Below are 23,966 nucleotides of genomic sequence, written 5' to 3'. Positions count from 1 at the left end.
TCCGAACCATGGAGAACCCGATGAACGACTTTCGCAAAGACCTCGACAGTTTGCTGGGCCAGAGCAGCCTGTCCGGCGCCCCCGATCGCCGTACTTTCCTCAAGACCGCGCTGGGCACAGGGTTTGCCGCCGCGGTGCTGCCGGTGTGCGCGCAGACCATGATCAAGACCGACACCGCCGGCCTGACCGCGGGCGAGGTGGCGATCACCGTCAACGGCCAGCGCGTGCCGGCCTACCGCGCCCAGCCGGAAGGCAAGACCAATTTGCCGGTAGTGATCGTGGTATCGGAGATCTTCGGCGTGCACGAGCACATCGCCGACATCGCCCGCCGTTTCGCCAAGCTCGGCTACCTGGCCATCGCGCCGGACTTCTTCATCCGCCAGGGCAACCCGCTGGCCTACACCTCGATCGCCGAGCTGCAGAAGGACATCATCTCCAAGGTGCCTGACGAGCAAGTCATGGGCGACATCGACGCCTTTGTCGCGTGGGCCGGCGAAAACGGCGGCGACACCAGGCGCCTGGGCATCACCGGCTTTTGCTGGGGCGGGCGCATCGTCTGGCTGTACAGCGCCCACAATCCCAAGGTCAAGGCCGGCGCGGCCTGGTACGGCCGCCTCGTCGGCGACAAGAGCGCGCTGTTCCCGCAGCAGCCGATCGATATCGCCCCTTCGCTGAAGGTGCCGGTGATCGGACTGTACGGCGCCAAGGACCAGGGTATCCCGGTGTCTACCGTCGAGCAGATGAAGGAGGCGCTGCAGAAGACCGGCAACAAGTCGGAATTCCACGTCTACCCGAATTCCGGTCACGCCTTCAACGCCGACTACCGGCCGAGCTATGTCGAGGCCGATGCCAAGGATGCCTGGGCCCATGTGGTGGCCTGGTTCAAGAGCCATGGCGTGATTTGATGACGCACCGGCGCGCCGACGCCGGCATCGCATTGGTGCGGGTCTGATTCGCATCAATGCGGCGCGCACCAATTTGTGCCGGCAGCATGCGCAGGGGACGGAAATTTCCGTCCCCTTTTTTATTTTCCTGGGCAGTAAACACATGTGTTTGCCCCGCAAAGCAGCGTCGCCGAAGCTGGCACGCGGTTTGCATCATCGTTACCTGAGTAGAAGCGGCTAGCAGTCGGTTTCACCAGACTTGCGGGGCATTGCTCGTGATGCCATCGGATCCTTCCGATGGTCCTGTGCAATTCGATAGGACACGAGACCATGATCAGCGCCCATGCCCATCATCCCTTGTTTTTTTCCATGCAGCGGCAGCGTCCATCTGCCATGCACTCCCTTCTTTTAGTGCTGCGTTCCCGGCGAGGCGCGCGATGAATGCCGTCGCCGATGCTTCCGCCGATGTTTTCGTTTCCGCCGGGGCGGCGCCGGCACTGTTGCCTTTGCGCGTGGCTGCCGTGCGCGAGATCGCAGCCGATGTCCGGCTGTTCGAGCTGCATGCCGCCGATGGCGCGCCGCTGCCGCCGTGGACGCCGGGTGCGCATCTCCGGCTGCACCTGGCCGATGGCCTGGCGCGCAGCTATTCGCTGTGCAATACGCCGCATGAGCGCGGCTGCTATCGCATCGCCGTCAAGCGCGAAGCGGCTTCGCGCGGCGGTTCTGCCTATTTGCATGAGCGGGTCGGCGCAGGCGACGTCATCGTCGCGGCGCCGCCGGCCAATGCCTTCGCGCTGGCCGATGACGGACGCGCGCCGGTGCTGCTGGCCGCAGGCATCGGCATCACGCCGATCTATGCGATGGCCGCCGCGCTGGCCCATGCCGGGCGCAGCCATCGCCTGCACTATTTCGCGCGCAGCTTGCGGCACGCGGCCTTTTTCGATGAGCTGGCCGTGGCGCAGGCGGGCCTGAGTCTGCACCTGGGGCTGGATGCGGCCGAGACGCAGCTTGCCATCCGCGCCGCGCTGGCGGCTTTGCCGGCACCCGCGCCGCTGTATGTGTGCGGGCCGCCGCCCTTCATCGATGCCGCGCGCGACGCCGCCCGGCAGGGCGGCTGGCGCGATGCCGATGTGCATGCCGAACTGTTCGCCGCGCCGGTCGGCGTTGCTCCCACGGTTGCGGGGCATGCCGGGCAGGACAGATTCGAGCTGGTGCTGCAGCGCTCCGGCGTGCGCTGCACCGTGCAGCCCGGACAGAGCATCGTGGCCGCGGCGGCCGGGGCCGGCGTGCACATCGCCACGTCCTGCGGCGAAGGATTTTGCGGCAGTTGCGAGAGCATCGTCATCGAGGGCCAGCCGGTACACCGCGACAGCGTGCTGTCGGCCGCCGAGCGCGCGGCCGGGCGCAGCATCATGCCCTGCGTGTCGCGTTGCGGCGGGCCGCGGCTGGTGCTGGACCTCTGATTCCATCTTCGATCAACCCACCAAAAGAGGAAGGCTATGAAAAAGCAAGCGCAAGGCAGGCAAGCGATGGACCCGCGGACATTCATGATGCGCACCCTGCGCGCAGCCGGCGCCCTGTTGGGAGCGGCGGCGCTGCAGTTTGCGATGGCGGCCGGCGCGCATGCCGAAGACAAGGTCACGCTGCTGTCCAACTGGTACGCGCAGGCCGAGCACGGCGGCTTTTACCAGGCCGTGGCCAAGGGCATCTACAAGAAGTACGGCATGGATGTCACCATCAAGATGGGCGGCCCGCAGGTCAATAACATGCAGATCCTGGTGGCCGGGCAGGCCGACTTCAGCATGGGCTACGACTTCACCGTGATGAAGGGCGTCGAGCAGGGCTTGCCGCTGGTGACGGTCGGCACTTCGTTCCAGTCCGACCTGCAGGGCATGATGACGCATGACGATGTCGGCAGCCTGGGCGGGCTGAAGAACAAGACGATCCTGGTCGCCGGTTCCGGCCAGGCCAGCTGGTGGCCATGGCTGAAATCCAAGTACGGCTACACCGACGCGCAGTCCAAGGCCTATACCTTCAACCTGCAGCCGTTCTTCGCCGACCCCAACATCGCGCAGCAGGCCTATCCCTCATCGGAACTGTTCCAGGCCGACAAGGCCGGCGCCAAGAGCAAGTTCTTCCTGTTCGCCAATGACGGCTATCCGCCCTACGGCACCACCATCATCACGCTGCAGAAGACGGTCGCCGCCAGGCCCGACCTGGTGCAGCGCTTCGTCAAGGCCACCGCCGAGGGCTGGAAGAGCTACCTGGAAGATCCGGCGCCGGCCAATGCGCTGATCAAGCAGGACAACAAGAACATGAGCGACGAACAGCTGGCCTATGCGGTGGCCAAGCTCAAGGAATTGAAGGTGGTGACCGGCGGCGACGCCGCCAGGTACGGCATCGGCATCATGACCGACGAGCGCTGGAAGCAGACCTATGAAGTCATGGTCGCCACCGGCCTGCTCAAGCCCGGCACCGACTACCGCAAGGCCTACACCACCCAGTTCGTCAAGGACATGAAGGTCATGCCTTGATGTGAGAAGGGAGGCGGCGATGCCGCTCCCCGTTTCCCTGCCAGCGTGAGGACGCCATGATCCCCTATACCCCGCCCGGCACCGCGCGCACGATTCCGGTGATCGACTTTGCCGACGCCTTCTCTTCCGAGAAAGCCAAGCGCGAAGCGGTCGCCTGGGAAATCCACAAGATCTCGCGCGATGTCGGCTTCTTCTACATCGTCAACCATGGCGTGCCGCAAGCGCTCATCGACGGCCAGTTCGACTGGGCGCGCCGCTTCTTCGCATTGCCTCAGGCCAGCAAGTCGGCCATCGACATGCGGCATTCGCCCTCGGGCTACGGCTACGAGCGCATGGGCGCGCAGGCGCTGGACGACGGCGCGCCGGCCGACCTGAAGGAGGGCTTCCAGTTCGGCTTCGACATCGATCCGGCGCATCCCTATGTGCAGCGCGGCCTGCTGCGCTATGGCCACAACCTGTGGCCGGCCGGGCTGCCGGGATTCGAGCAGCATTCGCGCCGCTATTACGACGCCATGCGCGCGCTGTCGCACCGCCTGCTGTCGGTGATCGCGCTGTCGCTGCAGATGCCGGAGGACTTTTTCGAGCCGGTGCTGCAAACGCCGATCGCCACCCAGCGCATGCTGCATTACCCGCCGCAACCGGTGGACGCGCAAGCCAACCAGATCGGCGCCGGCGCGCATACCGACTGGGGCCTGGTCACCATCCTGGCGCAGGACGAGACCGGCGGCCTGGAAATCTGCAATGCCGATGGCCAATGGGTGCGCGCCACGCCGATTCGCGGCAGCTTCGTGGTCAACATCGGCGATTTGCTGCAGCGCTGGAGCAACGACCTCTACCACAGCAATCCGCACCGCGTGCTCAACGGCGGCTCGGCGCCGCGCTATTCGCTGCCGTTCTTCCAGGACGGCGACCAGGCAGCCACCGTGGCCTGCCTGCCGAGCTGTTGTTCGTCCGCGCGCCCGGCGCGCTACGCGCCATGCACCATCGGCGACTATCTGGACATGAAGGTGCGCGGAACCTTCGGCGCCGTCGCGGTACAGGACTAGATTTTTTGCATCACCCGGCGAAGGCGACCGTATTGGCGCGCCGGCCGGAGCGCCGCGGCACCATGACATCCGCGGCCGACAAGGAAGGAGCAACACCATGCTGGTTACCCAACAAAAAGTCTTGCGCAGGTTCTGGTACGCGCTGATGCCCATCTCGATGCTCAAGGACGGCCCGCAGCCGTTCACGTTGCTGGGCGAGAAGCTGGTCGTCTGGTTGAAGGAAGACGGCGCGCCGGCCGCGCTGCAGGACCGCTGCTGCCACCGCACCGCCAGGCTGTCCAAGGGTTTCGTCGAGAACGGCAACATCGTCTGCGGCTACCACGGCTGGACCTTCAACGGCGCCGGCGCCTGCGTGCGCGTGCCGCAAAGCGTGGACGGCAGCGTGCCCTCGGGCGCCTGCGTCAAGTCCTACCATTGCAAGGAACGCTACGGCTACGTGTGGGTGGCGCTGGAAGACCCGCTGCGCGACATTCCCGACTTTCCCGAGGACGGCGCCCCCGGCTACCGCCGCATCTTCCAGTTCTACGAGCGCTGGGAGACCAGCCCGCTGCGCATGATGGAAAACTCTTTCGACAACTCGCACTTCAGCTATGTGCACCGCGCCACCTTCGGCCTGTACGACCAGCCCAAGCCGGAGAAGTACGAGATCAACGAGACCGATTACGGCTTCGAGGCCGAGACGCGGGTGCCGATCAAGAACGTGCCGGCCAGCTACCGCGTCACCGGCAGCCAGGCCGACACCACCGTGCGCCACATGTTCAACCGCTGGTACCTGCCGTTCGTGCGGCGCTTCGGCTGCGAGTATCCGGAAAGCGGCCGCCACCACATCATCTACAACTGCGCCACGCCGATCGACGATGGTTCCATCATGCTGGCGCAATGGTTGTACCGCAACGACACCGAGGAGGATTGCCCGGAGGCCGAGCTGGTGGCCTGGGATGCGCCCATCCTGGTGGAGGACCGCGAGATCCTGGAAGCCACCGATCCGGATGCCTGCGTCGACGTGCGGCGGCGCCAGGAATTCCACATGGCCTCCGACCGTCCCGGCCTGATCATGCGCCGCATGCTGCTGCAGCTGCTGGAGGAGCATGGCGAGCAGGAAGTCTTTCGCAGCAACGTCTGACACCATCCACTTGACCGGGCAGGGAGCAATGATGCACAGAGACGATTACGCGATGTCGCAGGCCGCGGCATTGGACGACACGGGGAGCGGCAGCGAAGATGCGCCGGTGCTGTCGGCGCAGCGGGTGGAAAAAACCTACCGCAACGGCACGCGCGCGCTGGACGAGGTGAGGCTGGATATCCGGCGCGGCGAGTTCGTCTCGCTGCTCGGGCCTTCCGGCTGTGGCAAGAGCACCTTGCTGAAGATGTTCGCCGGGCTGGAAGAGCCTTCGCACGGGCATATCCGTTGGTGGGGCAAGAACCTGGCCACGGTCGGCACGCCCGGGCATACCCTGGCCATGGTGTTCCAGGAGGCCACGCTGATGCCCTGGGCCACGGTGGAACAGAATGCGCGCCTGCCGCTGGACTTGCGCCACATGCCGCGCGCACAGAGCGAGCCGCGCGTGCGCGAGGCGCTCAAGCTGGTTGGGCTGGAGAAATTCCACCAGGTGCTGCCGCGCGAACTCTCGGGCGGCATGCAGATGCGCGCCTCGATCGCCCGGGCGCTGGCTACGCAACCCAACCTGCTGCTGATGGACGAGCCCTTCGGCGCGCTCGACGAATTCACCCGCAACAAGCTCGACGCCGACCTGCGCGACATCTGGAGCAGGCAGGACCTGACCGTGGTGTTCGTCACCCACAGCATCTACGAGGCGGTGTTCCTGTCTTCGCGCGTGATCGTGATGGCGGCGCGCCCGGGGCGGGTGATCGCGGACGTGGCGATCGACGCGCCCGGACCGCGCGACGAGGCCTTCCGCATCTCGGCGCCGTTCATGCAGTACTGCAAGACCCTTTCCGATTACCTGACGCTGGCCAACCAGCAAGGAGGCGGCCATGCCGACGAACATTAACCCCCTGGTCAACCGGCCCGGTTTCTGGCGCGTGGCCGCGCCGCTGGGCATCGGCGCGTGCCTGCTGCTGGCCTGGCAACTGGTGTGCACGCTGCTGGAGGTGCCGCCCTACCTGGTGCCGACGCCGACGGTGATCGCCAGGACGCTGGCAGCGGACTGGGGCATGCTGCTGGAGTCGCTGCTGGTGACGCTGAAGATCACTTTCCTGGCCTTCGCGTTTGCGGTGCTGCTGGGCGTGGCGATCGCTTTCCTGTTCGTGCAGAGCCGCTTCATCGAGATCAGCTTTTTTCCCTACGCGATCATCCTGCAGGTCACGCCCATCGTCGCCATTGCGCCGCTGATCATCATCTGGGTCAAGGACACCACGGCGGCGCTGACCGTGTGCGCCACCATCATGGCGCTGTTCCCGATCATCTCCAACACCACGTTGGGGCTGCGCAGCGTCAACGCCGGCCTGCTCAACCTGTTCAGGCTGAACAAGGCCACGCGCTGGCAGACCCTGAGGCGCCTGCGCATCCCCAGCGCCTTGCCGTACTTCTTCGGCGGCTTGCGCATCTCCAGCGGCTTGGCGCTGATCGGCGCGGTGGTGGCCGAGTTCGTGGCCGGCACCGGCGGCACCGGTTCGGGGCTGGCCTACCAGATCCTGCAGGCGGGCTTCCAGCTCAATATTCCGCGGCTGTTCGCGGCCTTGTTCCTGATCACGCTGACCGGCATCCTGCTGTTCTGGATGATGAGCGCCTTGTCGCGCGCCGTGCTGGCGGGATGGCATGAGAGCGAAATGGGGTAGTGCGTGTTGCGCGACAACTTTACGCCGTCGTCCCGGCGAAGGCCGGGACCCAGCGTCGTGCGCGGCGTTCGATGTAAAAGCGAACCGCATCAACGCCGCTGGATCCTGACTTTCGTCAGGACGACGAAGCATCCATCTGGAGTGTCTTGAATGAGTGAATCCATCCTTATCCGCAACCTGCAAGCCATCATGACCGGCTCGCCCGGCGCCGCCGCGCGCCACGCCGGCCCGGATATCCGCATCGATGGCGGCACGGTGGCCGCCATCGGCAAGCTGGCGCCGCAGCCCGGCGAGCGCATCATCGATGCGACCGACTGCGTGGCCTACCCGGCCTGGGTCAACACCCACCACCACCTGTTCCAGTCGCTGTTGAAGGGCGACCCGCTGGGCATCAACGCCAGCCTGACGCCGTGGCTGGCGGCCACGCCTTACCGCTACCGCGCGAAATTCGACGCCGAACTGTTCCGCCTGGCGGCGCGCATCGGCATGGTGGAGCTGATGCGCTCGGGTTGCGGCACCATCGCCGACCATAATTACCTGTACTACCCCGGCATGCCTTTCGACACCTCGGAGATCCTGTTCGACGAAGCCGAAAAACTCGGCCTGCGCTTCGTCCTGTGCCGCGGCACCGCCACTCGCACGCGCCAGCTGGAGGCCGAGCTGCCGAGCGCGCTGCGGCCGGAGACGCTGGACGGTTTCCTGCAGGACATGGCGCGGCTGGCCAAGCGTTTCCACGATCCTTCGCCGGCGGCGCTGCGGCGTGTGGTGATGGCGCCGACCACGCCGCTGTATTCGGCATCTCCCGAGGAATTGCGCGAGATGGCGCAAGCCGGGCGCGCACTCGGCCTGCGCCTGCACAGCCATTTGTCGGAAACCGTCGGCTACCAGGACAGCGCGTACAGCATGCATGGCTGCTCGCCGGTGGCGTTCTGCGAGCGCATCGGCTGGCTGGGCCAAGACGTGTGGTTCGCCCACCTGGTGCAGCTGGACGAGGAGGAGATCCGGCTCCTGGGCGCGACCGGCACCGGCATCGCCCATTGCCCGCAGAGCAACGGCCGGCTGGGCAGCGGCATTGCGCCGATCCGGGCGCTGGAGGCGGCCGGGGTGCCGGTGTCGATCGGGGTCGATGGCGCGGCTTCCAACGAAGCGGCCGACATGATCTCGGAAACCCATGCGGCCTGGCTGATGCAGCGCGCGCGGCGCGGCCAGCAGGCGGTTCCGGCCTTTCGCGGCGGCGCCTACGAAGGCGGGGCGGACGAGGCTACGGTGGAAGACGTGGTGCGCTGGGGCAGCAGCGGCGGCGCCAGGGTGCTGGGATTGGGCGCACTGGACGGTTTGCGCATCGGGCAGCAGGCCGATATCGCGCTCTATCGGCTGGACGATCCGCGCTACTTCGGCTTGCACGACCAGGCCATCGGGCCGGTGGTTGCGGGCGGCCGGCCCGGGCTCAAGTCCCTGCTGGTCGCCGGCAGGGAAGTGGTGCGCGACGACGCCATTCCCGGCGTCGAACTGGCGGCGCTGGGACGCCAGGCGCGCGATGCCGTGCGGAAACTGTTGGGTAGTTGCTGAGCAGTCATTGACGTTTTGCTATTGCCGCTGCCCGGCCCGGTTACATGGGGCGGCAGCCAAAACTGCTAAAATGCACGGATGATCAAGAGACGTAACGTTCCCTTCAGTTTCTCTGCCGAGGATTTCGACGAATCCGCGGATTCCTTTGGCGGTTTCGATCCTTTCGGCCGTATCCAGGCCCGCCGCGCGGCCACAGCTGCAGCCGCGGCAAGCGAGGACGAGGCAGCCGGGGCCGGCGACGATGCCGCCGCCGAAGAGGCCAAGGCTCCGCTGGACCTGGACCTGACCAACCATTTCCTGATCGCCATGCCGTCCATGCTGGACCCGATCTTCGGCGGCACCGTGGTCTACCTGTGCGAACACAACCACAACGGCGCGCTCGGCGTGGTCATCAACAAGCCGACCGACATGACCATGGACGTGCTGTTGGATCGCATCAACCTCAAGCTCGAAATCAAGCCCGACACGCCCGACGCCATGCCCGAGGTATACCGCCGCCCGGTGATGTTCGGCGGCCCGGTGCAGGTCGAGCGCGGCTTCGTACTGCACTCGGTGCCGCATTCGGCGCCGGATTCCTTTTCTTCCACGCTGCAGGTGACCGACGGCATCGCCCTGACCACTTCCAAGGACGTGCTGGAAGCGGTGGCGCTGGGCAACGGCCCGGCGCAGGTGCTGGTCAGCCTGGGTTGCTCGGGCTGGAGCGCCGGCCAGCTGGAAGACGAACTCGGCCGCAACGGCTGGCTGACGGTGAAGGCCGATCCGGCCATCATCTTCGAGCTGCCGGTGGAAGAACGTTTCACCGCCGCGCTGGCCTTGCTGGGCATCGACCCGGTGATGCTGTCCGGCGATGCCGGACGCGCCTAGGTTCGGAGCGCGCCGCTTGGAGACTTTGCTTGCCTTCGACTTCGGCCTGAAACGCATCGGCGTGGCCGTGGGCAACACCGGCCTGAAGCAGGCGCAGCCGCTGGCGGTGATCAGCGAGCCGACCAACGACGGCAAGTTCGCCGCCGTCGGCCGATTGATCGCAGAATGGCAGCCCAGCCGCTGCGTGGTCGGCCTGCCGCTGCATCCGGACGGCGCCGAGCACGAGATGAGCGTGCGCTGCCGGCGTTTCGCCAACCAATTGCATGGCCGCTTCGGCGTCGAGGTGGCGCTGGTCGATGAGCGCTACTCGTCGGCCGTGATCGCGCAGCAGCGCGGCGAGCAGATCGACGACCAGGCGGCCGCCATCATTTTGCAGCAATACTTTGACGAGTCCGACTCATGAGCACAACAACCTCCACGCCTTCCGCGCTCGATGCGGAAGCGCTGTACCTGAAGCTGGCGCAGCAGGTCAAGGCCGGCTTGCAGGGCGCGTCCGATGTCGCGCTGGTGGGCATCCATTCCGGCGGCGCCTGGCTGGCCGAGCGCCTGGCCGATGAGCTCAAGCTGGGCCAGCGCCTGGGTTTCATCGACGTTTCCTTTTACCGCGACGACTTCGCCGAGAAGGGCCTGCGCCCCGACGTCAAGCCCAGCCAGATCCCGTTCGATGTCGAAGGCGCCACCATCGTGCTGATCGACGACGTGCTCTATACCGGGCGCACCACGCGCGCGGCGATCAACGAGCTGTTCGACTATGGTCGCCCGGCGCGCGTGCTGCTGGCGGCGCTGGTCGACCGCGGCGGGCGCGAGCTGCCGATCGCCGCCGATTTCCTGGCCGGGACGGTCACGCTGTCCAAACAAGAAAACCTGCAATTGCAACGCGCCGACGATGGCCGATTCTCCCTGACGGTGGTCCATGCTTAATCCACAACTGAACAAAAACGGCGAACTGCAACACCTGCTGACCATCGCAGGTCTGCCCAAAGCGATCCTGAACCATATCCTCGACACCGCCTCGTCCTTCGTCAGCATCGGCGACCGTGAGGTGAAGAAGGTGCCGCTGATGCGCGGAAAAAGCGTGTTCAACCTGTTCTTCGAGAACTCCACGCGCACCCGCACCACGTTCGAGATCGCCTCCAAGCGCCTGTCGGCCGATGTGATCAACCTCAACATCCAGGCATCGAGCACCAGCAAGGGCGAGTCGCTGCTGGACACCATCGACAACCTGGCGGCGATGCACGCCGACATGTTCGTGGTGCGCCACGCGCAATCCGGCGCGCCGTTCCTGATCGCCAAGCACCTGATCGACACCAAGCAGTCGCATGTCCACGTGGTCAACGCCGGCGACGGTCGCCACGCGCACCCGACCCAGGGCTTGCTGGACATGTACACCATCCGCCACTACAAGAAGGATTTCACCAACCTGCGCGTGGCGATCGTGGGCGACATCCTGCACAGCCGCGTGGCGCGCTCCGACATCCACGCGCTGACCACGCTGGGCGTGCCCGAAGTGCGCGCCATCGGCCCGCGCACCTTGCTGCCCGGCGGCCTGGAGCAGATGGGAGTGCGCGTGTTCCACAACATGGAAGAAGGCCTGAAGGACGTCGACGTCATCATCATGCTGCGCCTGCAGAACGAGCGCATGAGCGGCGCCCTGCTGCCCTCGGCGCAGGAGTTCTTCAAGAGCTACGGCCTCACGCCCGAGCGCCTGGCACTGGCCAAGCCGGACGCGATCGTGATGCACCCGGGCCCGATGAACCGCGGCGTGGAAATCGATTCGGCCGTGGCCGACGGCGCCCAGGCGGTGATTCTGCCGCAGGTGACCTTCGGCATCGCGGTGCGCATGGCGGTGATGAGCATCGTGGCGGGTAATTGAATTGCCGGAAACAGCAACACAAGCGAAATAACAGCGACGTTTTGGACGACCTCGTTAAGAAAATACTGAACTGATGAAACTGCATATCAAGAACGGCCGGCTGATCGACCCGGCCAACGGCATCGATGCGCAACAGGATGTGTATGTGGCCGCCGGCAAGATCGTCGGCATCGGCCAGGCGCCTGCCGACTTCACCGCCAACAAGACGCTCGACGCCACTGGTTTGGTGGTCGCGCCCGGCCTGGTCGACCTCTCGGCGCGCCTGCGCGAGCCGGGCTACGAATACAAGGCCACGCTGGAATCCGAAATGCAAGCCGCGATGCAGGGCGGCGTGACCAGCCTGGTGTGCCCGCCGGATACCGATCCGGTGCTGGACGAACCGGGCCTGGTGGAGATGCTGAAACATCGCGCCAAGTCGCTCAACCAGGCGCACGTCTACCCGCTGGGCGCGCTGACCGCCGGCCTCAAGGGCCAGGCATTGACCGAAATGGCCGAGCTGACCGAAGCCGGCTGCATCGGCTTCTCGCAAGCCGAAGAGCCGATCACCGACACCACCGTGCTGATGAGCGCGCTGCAATACGCCAAGACCTTCAACTACACCGTCTGGCTGCGTCCGCAAGACCCGCACCTGGGGCGCTCCGGCATCGCCCACAGCGGCCCGGCGGCGTCGCGCCTGGGCCTGTCCGGCGTGCCGGTGATGTCGGAAACCATCGCGCTGTACACGTTGTTCGAGCTCATGCGCGCCACCGGCGCGCGCGTGCACCTGTGCCGCATGTCGTCCGCCGCCGGCCTGGAGCTGGTGCGCCAGGCCAAGAGCGAAGGCCTGCCGGTTACCTGCGACGTCGGCGTGCGCCACATCCACCTGTGCGACCTGGACATCGGTTTCTTCGATTCCAACGCCCGCCTGACCCCGCCGCTGCGCTCGCAGCGCGACCGCGAGGCGATCCGCACGGCGCTGCTGGACGGCACCATCGACGCGGTCTGCTCCGACCATACCCCGGTCGACGACGACGAGAAGCTATTGCCTTTCGGCGAAGCCTCGCCCGGTGCCACCGGTTTGGAACTGCTGTTGTCGCTGTCGCTGAAATGGGCGCTGGAGTCAGACGGGCAGGGCAAGGATGTGCTGTCCAAGGCGATCGCCAAGGTCACCCACCGCGCCGCCAAGGTGGCTGGCCTGAAAGCCGGCAACCTGGCGCTGGGCAGCCCGGCCGACCTGTGCCTGTTCGACCCCAATGCGATGTGGAAGGTGGAAGGCGCGGCGCTGGCCAGCCAGGGCAAGCACACGCCTTTCCTCGGCTATGAACTGCCCGGCGTGGTCAAGGCCACCATCGTGTCCGGCCATATCGCGTTCGAGCGCTGATCCCAACCACAGTCGCCGAAGCCACGCCAGCCAGGATCTTCATGTTCGTCTTCCGTCTGCTGCGCCTGATTGCGCATTTGTTCCTCGGCATGGCGATCTGCGCCATCCTGTTCCCCTTCACCTCGGCCAAGGGGCAGGAGGCGCACATCCGCCGCTGGTCGCGCAAGCTGCTGCGCATCTGCGGCATCGTCGTGAAGATCGACAGCCCGCAGCCGATCCCGCGTGCGCTGCTGGTATCTAACCATATCAGCTGGCTGGACATCTTCGTGGTCAATTCGCTGCAGCCTTGCCGTTTCGTGGCCAAGTCGGATATCCGCGGCTGGCCGCTGATCGGCTGGCTGTGCGCCAAGACCGGCACCATCTTCATCTCGCGCGGCAAGGCCAGCGACGTGCGCCGCATCTTCAAGGGACTGGTGGAAAGCATCGAAAAGGGCGAGCGCGTGGCCTTCTTCCCGGAAGGCACGACGGCGCCGCAAGGCACGCTGCTGCCGTTCCACGCCAACCTGTTCGAGGCGGCGATCGACGCCAGGGCGCCGGTGCAGCCGTATGCGCTGCGTTACGTGGATCGCGAAGGCAAGTTGCACCCGGCCGCCGACTTCATCGGCGACATGAGCATCGTGGAGAGTATCCTGGCCATCCTGAAATCGCGCGGCATGACGGCCGAGCTGAAGCAGCTCCCCATCATCCCGACCGAAGGCGCGCACCGGCGCGACCTGGCGCGCGTTTCGCACGCCGCCATCGCCGCCGGCCTGGGCTACGCGGTGGAAGATCTCATCCCGGCTTCTGCGCCTGCGGACATTGCACCTGGAACAGCGCCCGATCCTCAAGCCGTACCGCGGTAAGCTTGCCGCCCCAGACGCAGCCGGTATCCAGCGCGATCAGGTTGGGACGCAGCATCAGCCCCAGCGTCGACCAGTGACCGAACACCACGGTCACATCCTCGGTGCGCCGACCCGGTACCTCGAACCACGGCACCAGCCCCTCCGGCGCCGAATCGGCCCCTTCCTTCACTGAAAAATCCATCGTGCCATCGGCCTGGCAGAAACGCACCCGCGTGAAGGCATTGATGATGCAGCGCAGGCGGTCGTAGCCGGCCAGGTCGTCGCTCCAGCGCGCCGGCTGGTTGCCGTACATGTGCGTGAGGAAGTCCACCCATTGGTCGCTCTGCAGCATGGCCTCCACTTCGCCGGCCAAGACGAGGGCTTGTTGCAAGTCCCATTGTGGGAGCACGCCGGCATGGACGATCAGGTGGCCCTGCTCATGGATCGCCAGCGGGCGATGGCGCAGCCAGTCGATCATCTCCTCGCGGTCGGGCGCGTCGAGGATGTCGTGCAGGGTGTCGTCCTTGTGCAGCGGGCGGATGCCTTGGGACACTGCCAGCAGGTGCAGGTCATGGTTGCCCAGCACGGCCTGGGCACGATCGCCCATGGCCATGACGGTGCGCAGGGTTTGCAGGGATTGGGGGCCGCGGTTGATTAGGTCGCCGGCGAGGATCAATCCGGAGTTGGCAGCCTGAGGAATGGTTGCCAACAGTGTGTGGAATTGCTCGGAGCAACCTTGTAGGTCGCCGATTACGTAGTTGCTCAGGCTCTGCATAGAAGGCGGATGGATTGATTCCAGAGGAGGTGGCAGTGATAGCGGCTGGAAACGAGGGAATAATATTTCTAATTGAAAATTGTTTTCATCAAACATCGCTCGCAACCATTTTACGGCAATGGACTCTCATGAGCCGTGTTGCATCGCAGTATGCGGTTCATACTAGGGTATCGGCCTTGATTTGTAGGGAATCATGACAAAATCGCAAATCCACGCTGAAGGAATTTCAGCTATTCAACCTTTGAGGAAAGTACCGTGACTTCGTTATCGCCATCGATTTTCAAAGCCTACGACATCCGCGGCATCATAGACAAAACCCTGGACGGTAAGGTCGCATACCAAATCGGCCAAGCCTTCGGCGCTGCCGCCCTGGCCAAAGGACAAAAGAAGGTCGTGATCGGCCGCGATGGCCGCCTCTCCGGCCCCGAGCTGGCGGCTGAGCTGGCCAAGGGCCTGCAATCGGTTGGTGTTGACGTGATCGACCTGGGCATGGTCGCCACTCCCATGGTCTATTTCGGAACCAATGTCCTGGATACGCAATCGGGCATCATGGTCACCGGCAGCCACAACCCGCCGGACTACAACGGTTTCAAGATGGTGCTGGCCGGCGAAGCCATCCACGGCGAGACCATCCAGGCGCTGTACCACGCCATCGTCAAGGGCGAGTTTCCGCAGGGCGCCGGCACCTATTCGACGCATGACATCAAGGATGCCTACATCAAGCGCATGATCAGCGATGTCAAGCTGGCGCGTCCGCTGAAGATCGCGGTGGATTGCGGCAACGGCGTGGCAGGGGCCTTCGCCGGCGAGATTTACCGCGCGTTGGGCTGCGAAGTGACCGAGCTGTTCTGCGAAGTCGACGGTACCTTCCCCAACCATCATCCCGATCCAGCCCATCCGGAAAACCTGCAGGACCTGATCCGCTGCCTGCGGGAGACCGACAACGAGCTGGGCCTGGCTTTCGACGGCGATGGCGACCGCCTGGGCCTGGTGACCAAGGATGGCCAGATCATTTACCCCGACCGCCAGCTGATGCTGTTCGCCGCCGATGTGCTGACCCGCAACCCGGGCAAGGAGATCCTGTACGACGTGAAGTGCACCCGCCATCTGGCGCCGTGGATTTCGGCGCGCGGCGGCAAGCCGTTGATGTGGAAGACCGGCCATTCGCTGGTCAAGGCCAAGCTGCGCGAGACCGGCGCCCCGCTGGGCGGCGAGATGAGCGGCCATATCTTCTTCAAGGATCGCTGGTTCGGTTTCGACGACGGCCTGTACGCCGGCGTGCGCATGCTGGAGTTGTTGGCGCGCGAGGTCGATCCGTCGGCGTTGCTCAATTCGCTGCCGCAATCGGTCAGCACGCCCGAGTTGCAGCTGAAGTTGCAGGAAGGCGAGAACTTCGCGCTGATCGGCAAGCTGCAAAGCGAGGCCAAGTTCGACGGTGCGCAGGACATCATCACTATCGACGGCCTGCGCGTGGAATATGCCGATGGTTTCGGCCTGGCGCGCTCGTCCAATACCACGCCGGTGGTGGTGCTGCGCTTCGAGGCCGAGACGCCGGAGGCGCTGGAACGCATCCAGGGCGAGTTCCGCAAGGTGATCCTGGCCGCGCGTCCGGACGTGGCATTGCCGTTTTGATGAGGTAAGATGCTGGCCCACAGAACAACGTAACCGTGGGCCAGCCTTGAAGATCCTGATCGTACGCGTTTCCTCGCTGGGAGACGTCGTCCATAACATGCCGATGGTGGCCGACATCCGCCGCCATTTCCCCGGCGCCCAGATCGACTGGGTGGTGGAAGAGGGCTATACCAGCCTGGTTCGCCTCAATCCCCACGTCCGCCATATCATTCCCATCGCGCTGCGGCGCTGGCGCAAGACGCTGTTCTCGGCGGCCACGCGCGCCGAGATTTCCGCCTTCTGGCACGCCTTGCGCGCAGACCAATACGACGTTGTGTTCGATACCCAGGGCCTGCTCAAGACCAGTGTCGTGATGCGCATGGCGCGCCTGGCGCCGGGCGGCAGGCGCGTCGGGCTGGCCAATGCCACCGAGGGTTCCGGTTATGAGCCTATCTCGCGCATCTTTCATGATCAAAGCATCAAGGTTGGACTGCATACGCATGCGGTAATGCGGGCGCGCCTGGTGGCGGCGGATGCGCTCGGCTATACGCTGGACGATGCCGCCGACTTCGCGCTGCAAGCCCCCACTCAGCAGCGTTTCCCCTGGATGCCGGAGCAGCCGTACGCGGTGTTCTTCCACGGCACCGCGCGCGCGGCCAAGCAGTGGCCGCAGGCCGAGTGGGTCAAGCTGGGGCAGGCCTTGGCCGCGCGCGGCTTGCCGGTGCTGCTGCCCTGGGGCAGCAAGAAAGAGCAGCAAGCCGCCCAGGTGCTTGCCGCGCAGATTCCCGGCGCCCAGGTACTGCCGGCGCTGCCGCTGATGGAAGCGGCCAGCCTGGTGCAGCAGGCGCGCCTGGTGGTCGGCCTGGACACCGGCCTGACCCATATCGCTGCCGCCTATTGCAAGCCGACCGTCGAGCTTTATTGCGACTCGCCGCGCTGGAAGACCGAGGGCAACTGGTCGTCCAATATCATCAACCTGGGCGACACCGGTACCCCGCCAAGGGGTGAAGCGGTGCTCGACGCCGTGGAAAAATTGCTTTCCCGGTAACTGGAAAGTGCATCGCGCGCATGCGTTGAGGCACGTCAAAGTCCCGCTTCAAACCGCCGTCTTGGCCAGCCTGTCCGCCTGTGGCGGGCGTTTTCACTGCTTTTTACACGGCCGGACGGATACACGGCGGAGATGCTTGCGGGCATAATGTCGGGATGGAATCGCAAATCATCGAGATCGACTTGGCCAAGTGGCAAGTCGACACCCCCAACGACCAATGGATCGCCGCGCTCGAAGCCGGCAAGGTACTGTATTTTCCGCACCTGGCCTTCGAATTGCTGGCGTCCGAACTCGATCTGCTCACTCCTGCCGTGCGCGATCCCAAGGCCCGCAACATCAGCCTGGATGCGCGCGGGCACCTGAAGGGCGCGTCTGGCGATGCCGAGCAGCAACTGGCGCTGGCGGCGATGGTCGGGCGCTTCCGTGAACAGGCCCTGTCGCTGGTGCATACGCTCTTGCCCAAGTACCGCGAGGCCTTGCGCGTGGCACCCACCAGCTACCGCCCGATGCAGGTGGAGACGCGTAGCCAGTCCTGGCGCGCCGACGACCGCCGCATGCACGTCGATGCCTTTCCGTCGCGCCCCAATTACGGCGAGCGCATCTTGCGTGTATTTACCAATGTCAACCCGGATGGCGCGCCGCGCGTGTGGCGTGTGGGCGAGCCTTTCGAAACCGTGGCGCGGCGCTTCCTGCCGCGCGCCAAGCCTTACGTGCGCTGGCAGGCCAGCCTGCTCAAGGCGCTGCACATCACCAAGTCCTTTCGCAGCGAATACGATCACCTGATGCTGCAACTGCATGACGGCATGAAGGGCGACCTGCAATACCAGCAAGATGCCGAGCAGGTCACCATGCCTTTCGCGGCCGGTTCGGTGTGGGTGTGTTTCTCCGACCAGGCCTCGCACGCGGTCATGTCCGGCCAGTACATGCTGGAGCAGACACTGCACTTGCCGCCGGAAAAACAATACGATCCGCAATCCAGTCCGCTGGCGATCCTGACGCGCCTGGTCGGCCACCCGCTGGTCTGACGCATGCGCCTGCTTTACTCCGCATTATGGTGGTTCGCCATGCCGCTGGTGCTGCTGCGCCTGTGGCGGCGTGGGCGCAAGGAGCCGGGGTACCGGCAGCATGTGAGCGAGCGCCTGGGTTTCTACCCGCGCCTGCCTGAGCCGGTGCCGCGCTTCATCTGGGTTCACGCCGTGTCGGTGGGCGAGACGCGCGCGGCCGAGCCGCTGATCGACGCCCTGCTACGCGACTATCCGCAGCACGCCATTCTCCTCACCTGCATGACCGCCACCGGCCGCGCCACCGGCGCCCAGCTATTCGGCAAGCATGGCGCGCGCGTGGTGCAAAGCTTCCTGCCTTACGACACCGGCTGGATGTGCGCGCGTTTCCTGCGTCATTTCAGGCCGGCTGCTTGCGTGCTGATGGAAACCGAAGTCTGGCCCAGCCTGATCGCACAATGCCGGAACCATGGCGTACCGGTCATGCTGGCCAACGCGCGCTTGTCCGAACGTTCCTTGCGACGTGGCCAGCGTTTCGCCGCGCTGCTGCGGCCGGCGGCGGAAGCCATCGCTTGCGTCGGCGCGCAGTCTGAGGCCGATGCGCAGCGGCTGCGTGCATTCGGCGCGCGCCATGTCGAAGTCACCGGCAGCTTGAAGTTCGATGTGCAGCCCCCGGCCGACGTGGTCGAGCGAGGCTTGGCGTGGAAGAAGGCGATTGGCGAACGCAAGGTGCTGCTGTGCGCCAGCACACGCGAGGGCGAGGAGCAACTGATCCTCGATGCGCTCGCCGGGCTGGGCAAGGCGGACTGGCTGACGGTAATCGTGCCGCGCCATCCGCAGCGCTTCGATGAAGTGGCGGCGATGATCGAGGCGCATGGCTTGTCCATGCGGCGGCGCTCCATCATGGGCGAGGCGTTTGATGTACAGGGTGCGGATGTGGTGCTGGGCGATTCGATGGGAGAGATGTTCGCTTACTATGCAGCCTGCGATGTTGCCTTTATCGGTGGCAGCTTGCTGCCGCTGGGCGGGCAGAATCTGATTGAGGCACTGGCACTGGCCAAGCCCGTATTGGTAGGGCCGTATACCTTTAATTTTCAGGTGATTACTGAAGAAGCGGTGCATGTTGGCGCAGCCTTGCGTGTGCGGGATGCCACTAGCTTACTGCATGTCGTTGGCCAACTCTTCTTCGACAAGGGTAATCAGCCACGTTCCATGTCGAGCAATGCCCTTGATTTTGCTCGGTTTCACCAAGGTGCGACTGGGCAGACGATGGAGCTGTTCGAGAGCATACTCAAATAAGAATTCGAGATGTGTTGCTAATTTTTGCGGAACGTCGTCATTTATCTTATTTTTCTAGCATTTATTTTTTATGACAGCAATTTTTTGACGAAAATCTCTTGCACCATTTCAGGTGCAGGCAACATTAGTACATGAGTTCTTTCCGATACAATTCAGTCATATCCTCACAACCCGGATGGGTTACGGAAGAAATGCAACGTTTGATGTAATGCTACAGAGGAATTTATGGGCGTGTTCGTGATAGCGGAAGCCGGTGTTAACCACAATGGTGATGAAACTCTAGCGGTTAAGTTGGTGGAAACCGCAGCCGCTTGCGGTGCAGATGCCGTGAAATTTCAGACTTTTTCGGCGGATAATCTGGTGACGCCCGGCGCGGAAAAGGCGGAGTACCAAAAACAAGCGACAGGGAATGGGGATCAGTACTCCATGTTGAAGGCGTTGGAGATGTCGCCGTTGCTACACCAAAAGCTGGTTGAACGGTGTTCAGTGCTGGGTATTGAGTTCATGTCGACGCCCTTCGATGAGGAGGCTACGGATTTCTTGCTCGGCCTCGGTATGCGGCGTATCAAGATTCCCTCGGGCGAAATCACCAACTTGCCGTTTCTGACATTCTTGGCAGGAAAAGGCTTGCCTTTAGTATTGTCGACCGGAATGGCATCGCTAGATGAAATCCAAGTTGCCATCGCGATTATTGCCGATGAGCGTACGCGCCAAGGTTATGACGAGCCTCTGGCACAGGTGCTGACGATTTTGCACTGTACGTCCAATTATCCAGCGCAATGCGATGACGTGAATCTGCGGGCGATGCAGACCATCGCTGACGCTACGGGCTTGCCTGTGGGTTATTCCGATCATACGTTGGGAATAGCGGTGTCGACAGCTGCTGTGGCATTGGGGGCGGTCGTCATCGAAAAGCATTTTACGCTCGACAAAAACATGTCCGGGCCAGATCACAAAGCCTCTCTGACTCCGGATGAATTGACTCAATTAGTACGTCAGATCCGCGACGTCGAGGCCGCACTCGGATCTACGATCAAGCAACCGACCGATTCCGAATTGCCGGTGCGCAAGCTTGTGCGCAGGAGCGTCACCTCAACTCGCTGCATCGGAGCGGGTAGCGTGATTCAGCGAGAAGATCTCGCATTGCTGCGTCCGGGTACAGGTATCGCACCAGTCTACCTTGATGCGGTGGTCGGGCGTGTCGCCGTGCGAGATATTGCGCCGGGTACCACTTTGCAATGGGAAAACTTGATGTGACAGTGCGCAAGATTTGCTACATTTCAGGCACTCGCGCCGATTTCGGCCTGATGCGTTCCACGCTGACAGCTATCCGAGATGCCGAAGGATTAGATCTGAATGTGATTGTGACAGGTATGCACCTGAACAGTAAGTATGGTCACACCATTACAGATATCGAAGAAGCCGGTCTGGCGATCATTGCGCGCGTCCAGGTTGACATGGAAGAAGCATCCGGCGTGAACATGGCGCGCAATATAGGAACTATGGTCGCTGGTTTCGCTGGAGTCTTGGCTGAGCAGCGCCCAGACGTTGTGTTGCTGTTGGGGGATCGAGGTGAAATGCTGGCCGGTGCGCTGGCTGCGATCCACTTAAACATTCCAGTGGTGCATATTCATGGCGGAGAACGGTCGGGAACAATCGATGAGCCTGTGCGCCATGCGATTTCTAAATTGTCCCATTTTCATTTTACGGCGACAGCGGACGCCCGCGCGAGGCTGATACGGATGGGGGAATCGGCATCGAATGTCTACGTTATTGGTGCTCCGGGAATTGATGGCATCGTAGAACTTGCCCAAGAGTCGCGTGGTGCATTGTGCGCCATATTTGGTTTTGACCCAGCGCGGCCACTGGCCTTGTTTGTTTATCATCCAGTGGTGCAGGAATCGGATTGTGATGGCAAGGAGGTCGCCGAAATCCTAGATCTGCTGATATCTCGCGGTATTCAGGTTGTTGCGTTGAGACCTAATTCTGACGCAGGAAGCGATGCAATCCGGACTCGTCTGGAAAGTCGTGCGTCCCATGCACTGGTTCATTTATTGACGCATATGGGGCGGGCGCGTTTTGCTGCGATGATGGCTGAGGCGGATGTGATGATCGGTAACTCTAGTGCAGGAATTATTGAGGCTGCTTCGTTCGGGATACCAGTGGTCAACATCGGTAGTCGCCAGAACTTGCGTGAGCGCAACAAAAACGTACGTGACGTTGACTTGAACTTACAGGCTATCGGTGATGCGATCGATCGGGCAATGCAGGCCGGCCGCTATCCGCGTACCAACATCTACGGCGATGGCCAAGCTGCACGGCGCATCGTTGCATTGCTTCAAAATATTCCACTGGACAACACCGTACTGATGAAAACCAATGCTTACTGATTCAGTTTTCATCATTGGAGCGGGGGGGCATGCCAAGGTCGTTCTGGATGCGATCATCGCGGGGGAGGCGAAGTATCGTATCGTAATCCGTGATGACGACTCTCGCATGGAAGGACAGGTGGTGCTGGGGCATGTTGTGAAGGTGCCGGCGTTGGATATCGACATGCTCGGTGCTTTCGTTCACCTAGCCATTGGCAGAGCGAATGTACGGGAGATGTTTTGGGAAAAAACGATGTCGTTGGGCGCCACTCCACATACAGTAATTCATCCTGCAGCGCTTTTGTCGAGATTTTCCCAAATAGGTGGAGGAACTTTTTTGGCGGCAGGATCGATCGTCGGGCCCTGTGTCGAGATTGGACGCAGTGTCATCGTCAATCATGGCGCTGTGATTGATCATGATTGTATTGTCGGGGACTTTTCTCATATTGCACCGAACGCTACGTTAGGTGGGCAGGTACAGGTTGGCAAGCGTGTTCTCGTGGGGGCGGGGGCGAATGTCTTGCCAGGCGTGAATATAGCCGACAATGCAATGATAGGTGCTGGGGCAGTCGTTACTAGAAATGTCGGGGCCGGTGAGATTTGGGTTGGCGTCCCCGCAAACAAGAAAGAGAAATGATGGTTATCAAGCAAATCAAGAACGTGACGGTTCGTCGTAGCACGACTCTACGCGAAGCCTTGTCCATCCTAGACAGTACAGGTGCCGGCATGCTGTTGCTGGTTAGTGAGACTGAGGCTTTTGAGCGCACCGTTACCGACGGAGATTTGAGGCGCTTGATTCTTGCAGGCATGAGTTTGGATGATACTCTGGGTTCTCTCAGTCAGATTGAGTCATTCGTGATTTACGAAGCGGCAACCAAGAGAGAGGCTCTCAATCTCATGAACCAGCATGCAATCAATCATCTGCCTGTTATCGATTCGGCCCGGCGCGTGGTGGATATACTGGATCGGAAAGATATTGACGAGCAGATATTGTTGTCTACTCCTCACATGGGTAATGCTGAATTGGAATTCGTCGAAGAGGCTTTCCGTACTAATTGGATTGCGCCGCTCGGGCCCAACGTCGACGCATTCGAACGCGAATTGTCCGACTTCGTCGGCGTCAAGCACGCAGCGGCCCTATCGTCGGGAACCGCAGCTATCCATCTGGCGTTGCGTTTGGTCGGAGTGAGTCGCGGTGATAGGGTGTTTTGCTCATCGCTGACTTTTGCGGCCAGCGCCAATCCTATTGCTTACGAGGGAGCAGAACCGGTCTTCATCGATTCCGATGACATTAGCTGGAATATGTCGCCTGTCGCATTGCAGCGCGCATTCGAGGCGGCTCGTAAGGAAGGATGGATGCCCAAGGCCGTGGTGGTGGTTAATTTGTATGGCCAGAGCGCCGATATGGATAGCTTGCTGGATATTTGTAATGCCTATCACGTGCCCATTGTGGAGGACGCTGCCGAGTCGCTGGGGGCCTACTACAAGGGGCGGGCCAGCGGCACCTTTGGCCGGCTCGGTGTCTACTCGTTCAACGGTAACAAGATCATTACGACTTCCGGCGGCGGTATGCTTCTTTCCGACGATAAAGCACTTATCGATAAAGCCCGTTTTTTAGCCACCCAGGCACGTGATTCCGCGTTGCATTACCAGCACTCGGAAATTGGCTACAACTATCGTATGAGTAACATCCTGGCAGGTGTTGGGCGAGGCCAGTTAAGGGTGCTTGAAGAACGAGTCAAGTCGCGGCGTAAGATCTACGATGCTTACCGCGCGGCATTTTCGGACATGCCCGAGATCCAATGGATGCCAGAACCGGAATGGAGTTATTCCACACACTGGCTTACAGCGTGCACGATTGATCCGGCTGTTGGGCTCAGTAGCACCGACTTGATTAAGCGCTTGGCTGATGAATTGATTGAGGCCCGGCCCATCTGGAAACCGATGCATTTGCAGCCTGTGTTTTCTCATTGTGCGTATTTCAATGACGGGAGTGAATCTGTATCCGACAGGCTTTTTCAGCAAGGTGTGTGCCTGCCTTCTGGCTCGAACATGACTGAAGGACAAATAGACCGCATCGTCAGTACTATTCGTAAAATTCTCCGCTAATTGG

23 protein-coding genes are annotated in these 23,966 nt (G+C 62.7%); 22 read left to right on the top strand and 1 reads right to left on the bottom strand.

Going from position 1 to position 23,966, the window contains the following annotated elements:
- Positions 1–20: 20 nt before the first annotated feature.
- From FB597_RS09310 to FB597_RS09245, 14 genes are all read left to right on the top strand, one after another.
- A complete protein-coding gene (locus FB597_RS09310; protein WP_144769390.1) occupies positions 21–905 on the top strand; it encodes a dienelactone hydrolase family protein in 885 nt (294 codons plus the stop codon).
- Positions 906–1,321: 416 nt separating this feature from the next.
- Positions 1,322–2,347: a PDR/VanB family oxidoreductase gene (locus FB597_RS09305; RefSeq protein WP_144769388.1), complete on the top strand. Its 1,026-nt coding sequence runs from the start codon at positions 1,322–1,324 to the stop codon at positions 2,345–2,347.
- 66 nt (positions 2,348–2,413) lie between these two features.
- A complete protein-coding gene (locus FB597_RS09300; RefSeq protein ID WP_144769386.1) occupies positions 2,414–3,418 on the top strand; it encodes an ABC transporter substrate-binding protein in 1,005 nt (334 codons plus the stop codon).
- A 56-nt stretch (positions 3,419–3,474) separates the two neighbouring features.
- Positions 3,475–4,464, top strand: coding sequence for an isopenicillin N synthase family oxygenase (locus FB597_RS09295; protein WP_144769384.1), 990 nt, complete (start codon positions 3,475–3,477; stop codon positions 4,462–4,464).
- Positions 4,465–4,561: 97 nt separating this feature from the next.
- Positions 4,562–5,587: an aromatic ring-hydroxylating dioxygenase subunit alpha gene (locus tag FB597_RS09290; RefSeq protein WP_144769382.1), complete on the top strand. Its 1,026-nt coding sequence runs from the start codon at positions 4,562–4,564 to the stop codon at positions 5,585–5,587.
- A gap of 31 nt (positions 5,588–5,618) precedes the next feature.
- Positions 5,619–6,476: an ABC transporter ATP-binding protein gene (locus FB597_RS09285; protein ID WP_144769483.1), complete on the top strand. Its 858-nt coding sequence runs from the start codon at positions 5,619–5,621 to the stop codon at positions 6,474–6,476.
- Positions 6,460–7,263 (top strand): ABC transporter permease, encoded by an 804-nt coding sequence (locus tag FB597_RS09280; RefSeq protein ID WP_186442760.1) that lies wholly within the window; start codon positions 6,460–6,462, stop codon positions 7,261–7,263. Before FB597_RS09285 ends, FB597_RS09280 begins: the two co-directional genes overlap by 17 nt.
- 150 nt (positions 7,264–7,413) lie before the next feature.
- Positions 7,414–8,832 (top strand): amidohydrolase family protein, encoded by a 1,419-nt coding sequence (locus tag FB597_RS09275; RefSeq protein WP_144769380.1) that lies wholly within the window; start codon positions 7,414–7,416, stop codon positions 8,830–8,832.
- 78 nt (positions 8,833–8,910) lie between these two features.
- The gene (locus FB597_RS09270) at positions 8,911–9,696 is read left to right on the top strand and encodes a YqgE/AlgH family protein (protein ID WP_141914560.1); all 786 of its coding nucleotides are present in this window, start codon (positions 8,911–8,913) and stop codon (positions 9,694–9,696) included.
- A gap of 16 nt (positions 9,697–9,712) precedes the next feature.
- Entirely contained in the window at positions 9,713–10,099 is a 387-nt protein-coding gene (ruvX, locus tag FB597_RS09265; protein WP_050467300.1) for a Holliday junction resolvase RuvX, read from the top strand.
- A complete protein-coding gene (gene pyrR, locus FB597_RS09260) occupies positions 10,096–10,617 on the top strand; it encodes a bifunctional pyr operon transcriptional regulator/uracil phosphoribosyltransferase PyrR (protein WP_141914559.1) in 522 nt (173 codons plus the stop codon). The genes ruvX and pyrR overlap by 4 nt, the downstream gene beginning before the upstream one ends.
- Complete coding sequence (locus FB597_RS09255; protein WP_144769378.1) at positions 10,610–11,569, top strand: aspartate carbamoyltransferase catalytic subunit; 960 nt, start codon at positions 10,610–10,612, stop codon at positions 11,567–11,569. The genes pyrR and FB597_RS09255 overlap by 8 nt, the downstream gene beginning before the upstream one ends.
- 73 nt (positions 11,570–11,642) lie before the next feature.
- Positions 11,643–12,929, top strand: a complete 1,287-nt coding sequence (locus tag FB597_RS09250) for a dihydroorotase (protein WP_144769376.1) — start codon at positions 11,643–11,645, stop codon at positions 12,927–12,929.
- A 41-nt stretch (positions 12,930–12,970) separates the two neighbouring features.
- Positions 12,971–13,771, top strand: a complete 801-nt coding sequence (locus tag FB597_RS09245; RefSeq protein ID WP_144769374.1) for a 1-acyl-sn-glycerol-3-phosphate acyltransferase — start codon at positions 12,971–12,973, stop codon at positions 13,769–13,771.
- Here the strand turns inward: FB597_RS09245 and FB597_RS09240 are convergent.
- Entirely contained in the window at positions 13,701–14,516 is an 816-nt protein-coding gene (locus FB597_RS09240; protein ID WP_144769481.1) for a symmetrical bis(5'-nucleosyl)-tetraphosphatase, read from the bottom strand. The genes FB597_RS09245 and FB597_RS09240 overlap by 71 nt on opposite strands.
- 264 nt (positions 14,517–14,780) lie before the next feature.
- Between FB597_RS09240 and FB597_RS09235 the strand changes: the two genes are divergently transcribed.
- The 8 genes from FB597_RS09235 to FB597_RS09200 all read left to right on the top strand — a co-directional run bounded on the left by FB597_RS09235 (position 14,781) and on the right by FB597_RS09200 (position 23,962).
- On the top strand, positions 14,781–16,157 hold the full coding sequence (locus FB597_RS09235; protein WP_144769372.1) for a phosphomannomutase/phosphoglucomutase: 1,377 nt from the start codon (positions 14,781–14,783) through the stop codon (positions 16,155–16,157).
- A 46-nt stretch (positions 16,158–16,203) separates the two neighbouring features.
- Positions 16,204–17,184: a lipopolysaccharide heptosyltransferase I gene (gene waaC / locus FB597_RS09230; RefSeq protein WP_144769370.1), complete on the top strand. Its 981-nt coding sequence runs from the start codon at positions 16,204–16,206 to the stop codon at positions 17,182–17,184.
- 155 nt (positions 17,185–17,339) lie between these two features.
- Positions 17,340–18,209, top strand: coding sequence for a Kdo hydroxylase family protein (locus tag FB597_RS09225; protein WP_144769368.1), 870 nt, complete (start codon positions 17,340–17,342; stop codon positions 18,207–18,209).
- A gap of 3 nt (positions 18,210–18,212) precedes the next feature.
- A complete protein-coding gene (gene waaA, locus FB597_RS09220; protein ID WP_144769366.1) occupies positions 18,213–19,484 on the top strand; it encodes a lipid IV(A) 3-deoxy-D-manno-octulosonic acid transferase in 1,272 nt (423 codons plus the stop codon).
- 225 nt (positions 19,485–19,709) lie between these two features.
- Positions 19,710–20,741: an N-acetylneuraminate synthase gene (gene neuB, locus FB597_RS09215; RefSeq protein ID WP_144769364.1), complete on the top strand. Its 1,032-nt coding sequence runs from the start codon at positions 19,710–19,712 to the stop codon at positions 20,739–20,741.
- Complete coding sequence (gene neuC / locus FB597_RS09210) at positions 20,723–21,874, top strand: UDP-N-acetylglucosamine 2-epimerase (RefSeq protein WP_144769362.1); 1,152 nt, start codon at positions 20,723–20,725, stop codon at positions 21,872–21,874. Before neuB ends, neuC begins: the two co-directional genes overlap by 19 nt.
- Positions 21,864–22,490, top strand: a complete 627-nt coding sequence (locus FB597_RS09205; RefSeq protein WP_144769360.1) for an acetyltransferase — start codon at positions 21,864–21,866, stop codon at positions 22,488–22,490. The genes neuC and FB597_RS09205 overlap by 11 nt, the downstream gene beginning before the upstream one ends.
- Positions 22,487–23,962: an aminotransferase class I/II-fold pyridoxal phosphate-dependent enzyme gene (locus tag FB597_RS09200; protein WP_304599190.1), complete on the top strand. Its 1,476-nt coding sequence runs from the start codon at positions 22,487–22,489 to the stop codon at positions 23,960–23,962. The genes FB597_RS09205 and FB597_RS09200 overlap by 4 nt, the downstream gene beginning before the upstream one ends.
- Positions 23,963–23,966: the final 4 nt, after the last annotated feature.

The organism is Herbaspirillum sp. SJZ099, assembly GCF_007828355.1.
GTDB lineage: Bacteria > Pseudomonadota > Gammaproteobacteria > Burkholderiales > Burkholderiaceae_D > Herbaspirillum.
The sequence above is the reverse complement of the archived record's forward strand: the minus strand, read 5'-3'. Positions and strand labels throughout refer to the sequence as shown.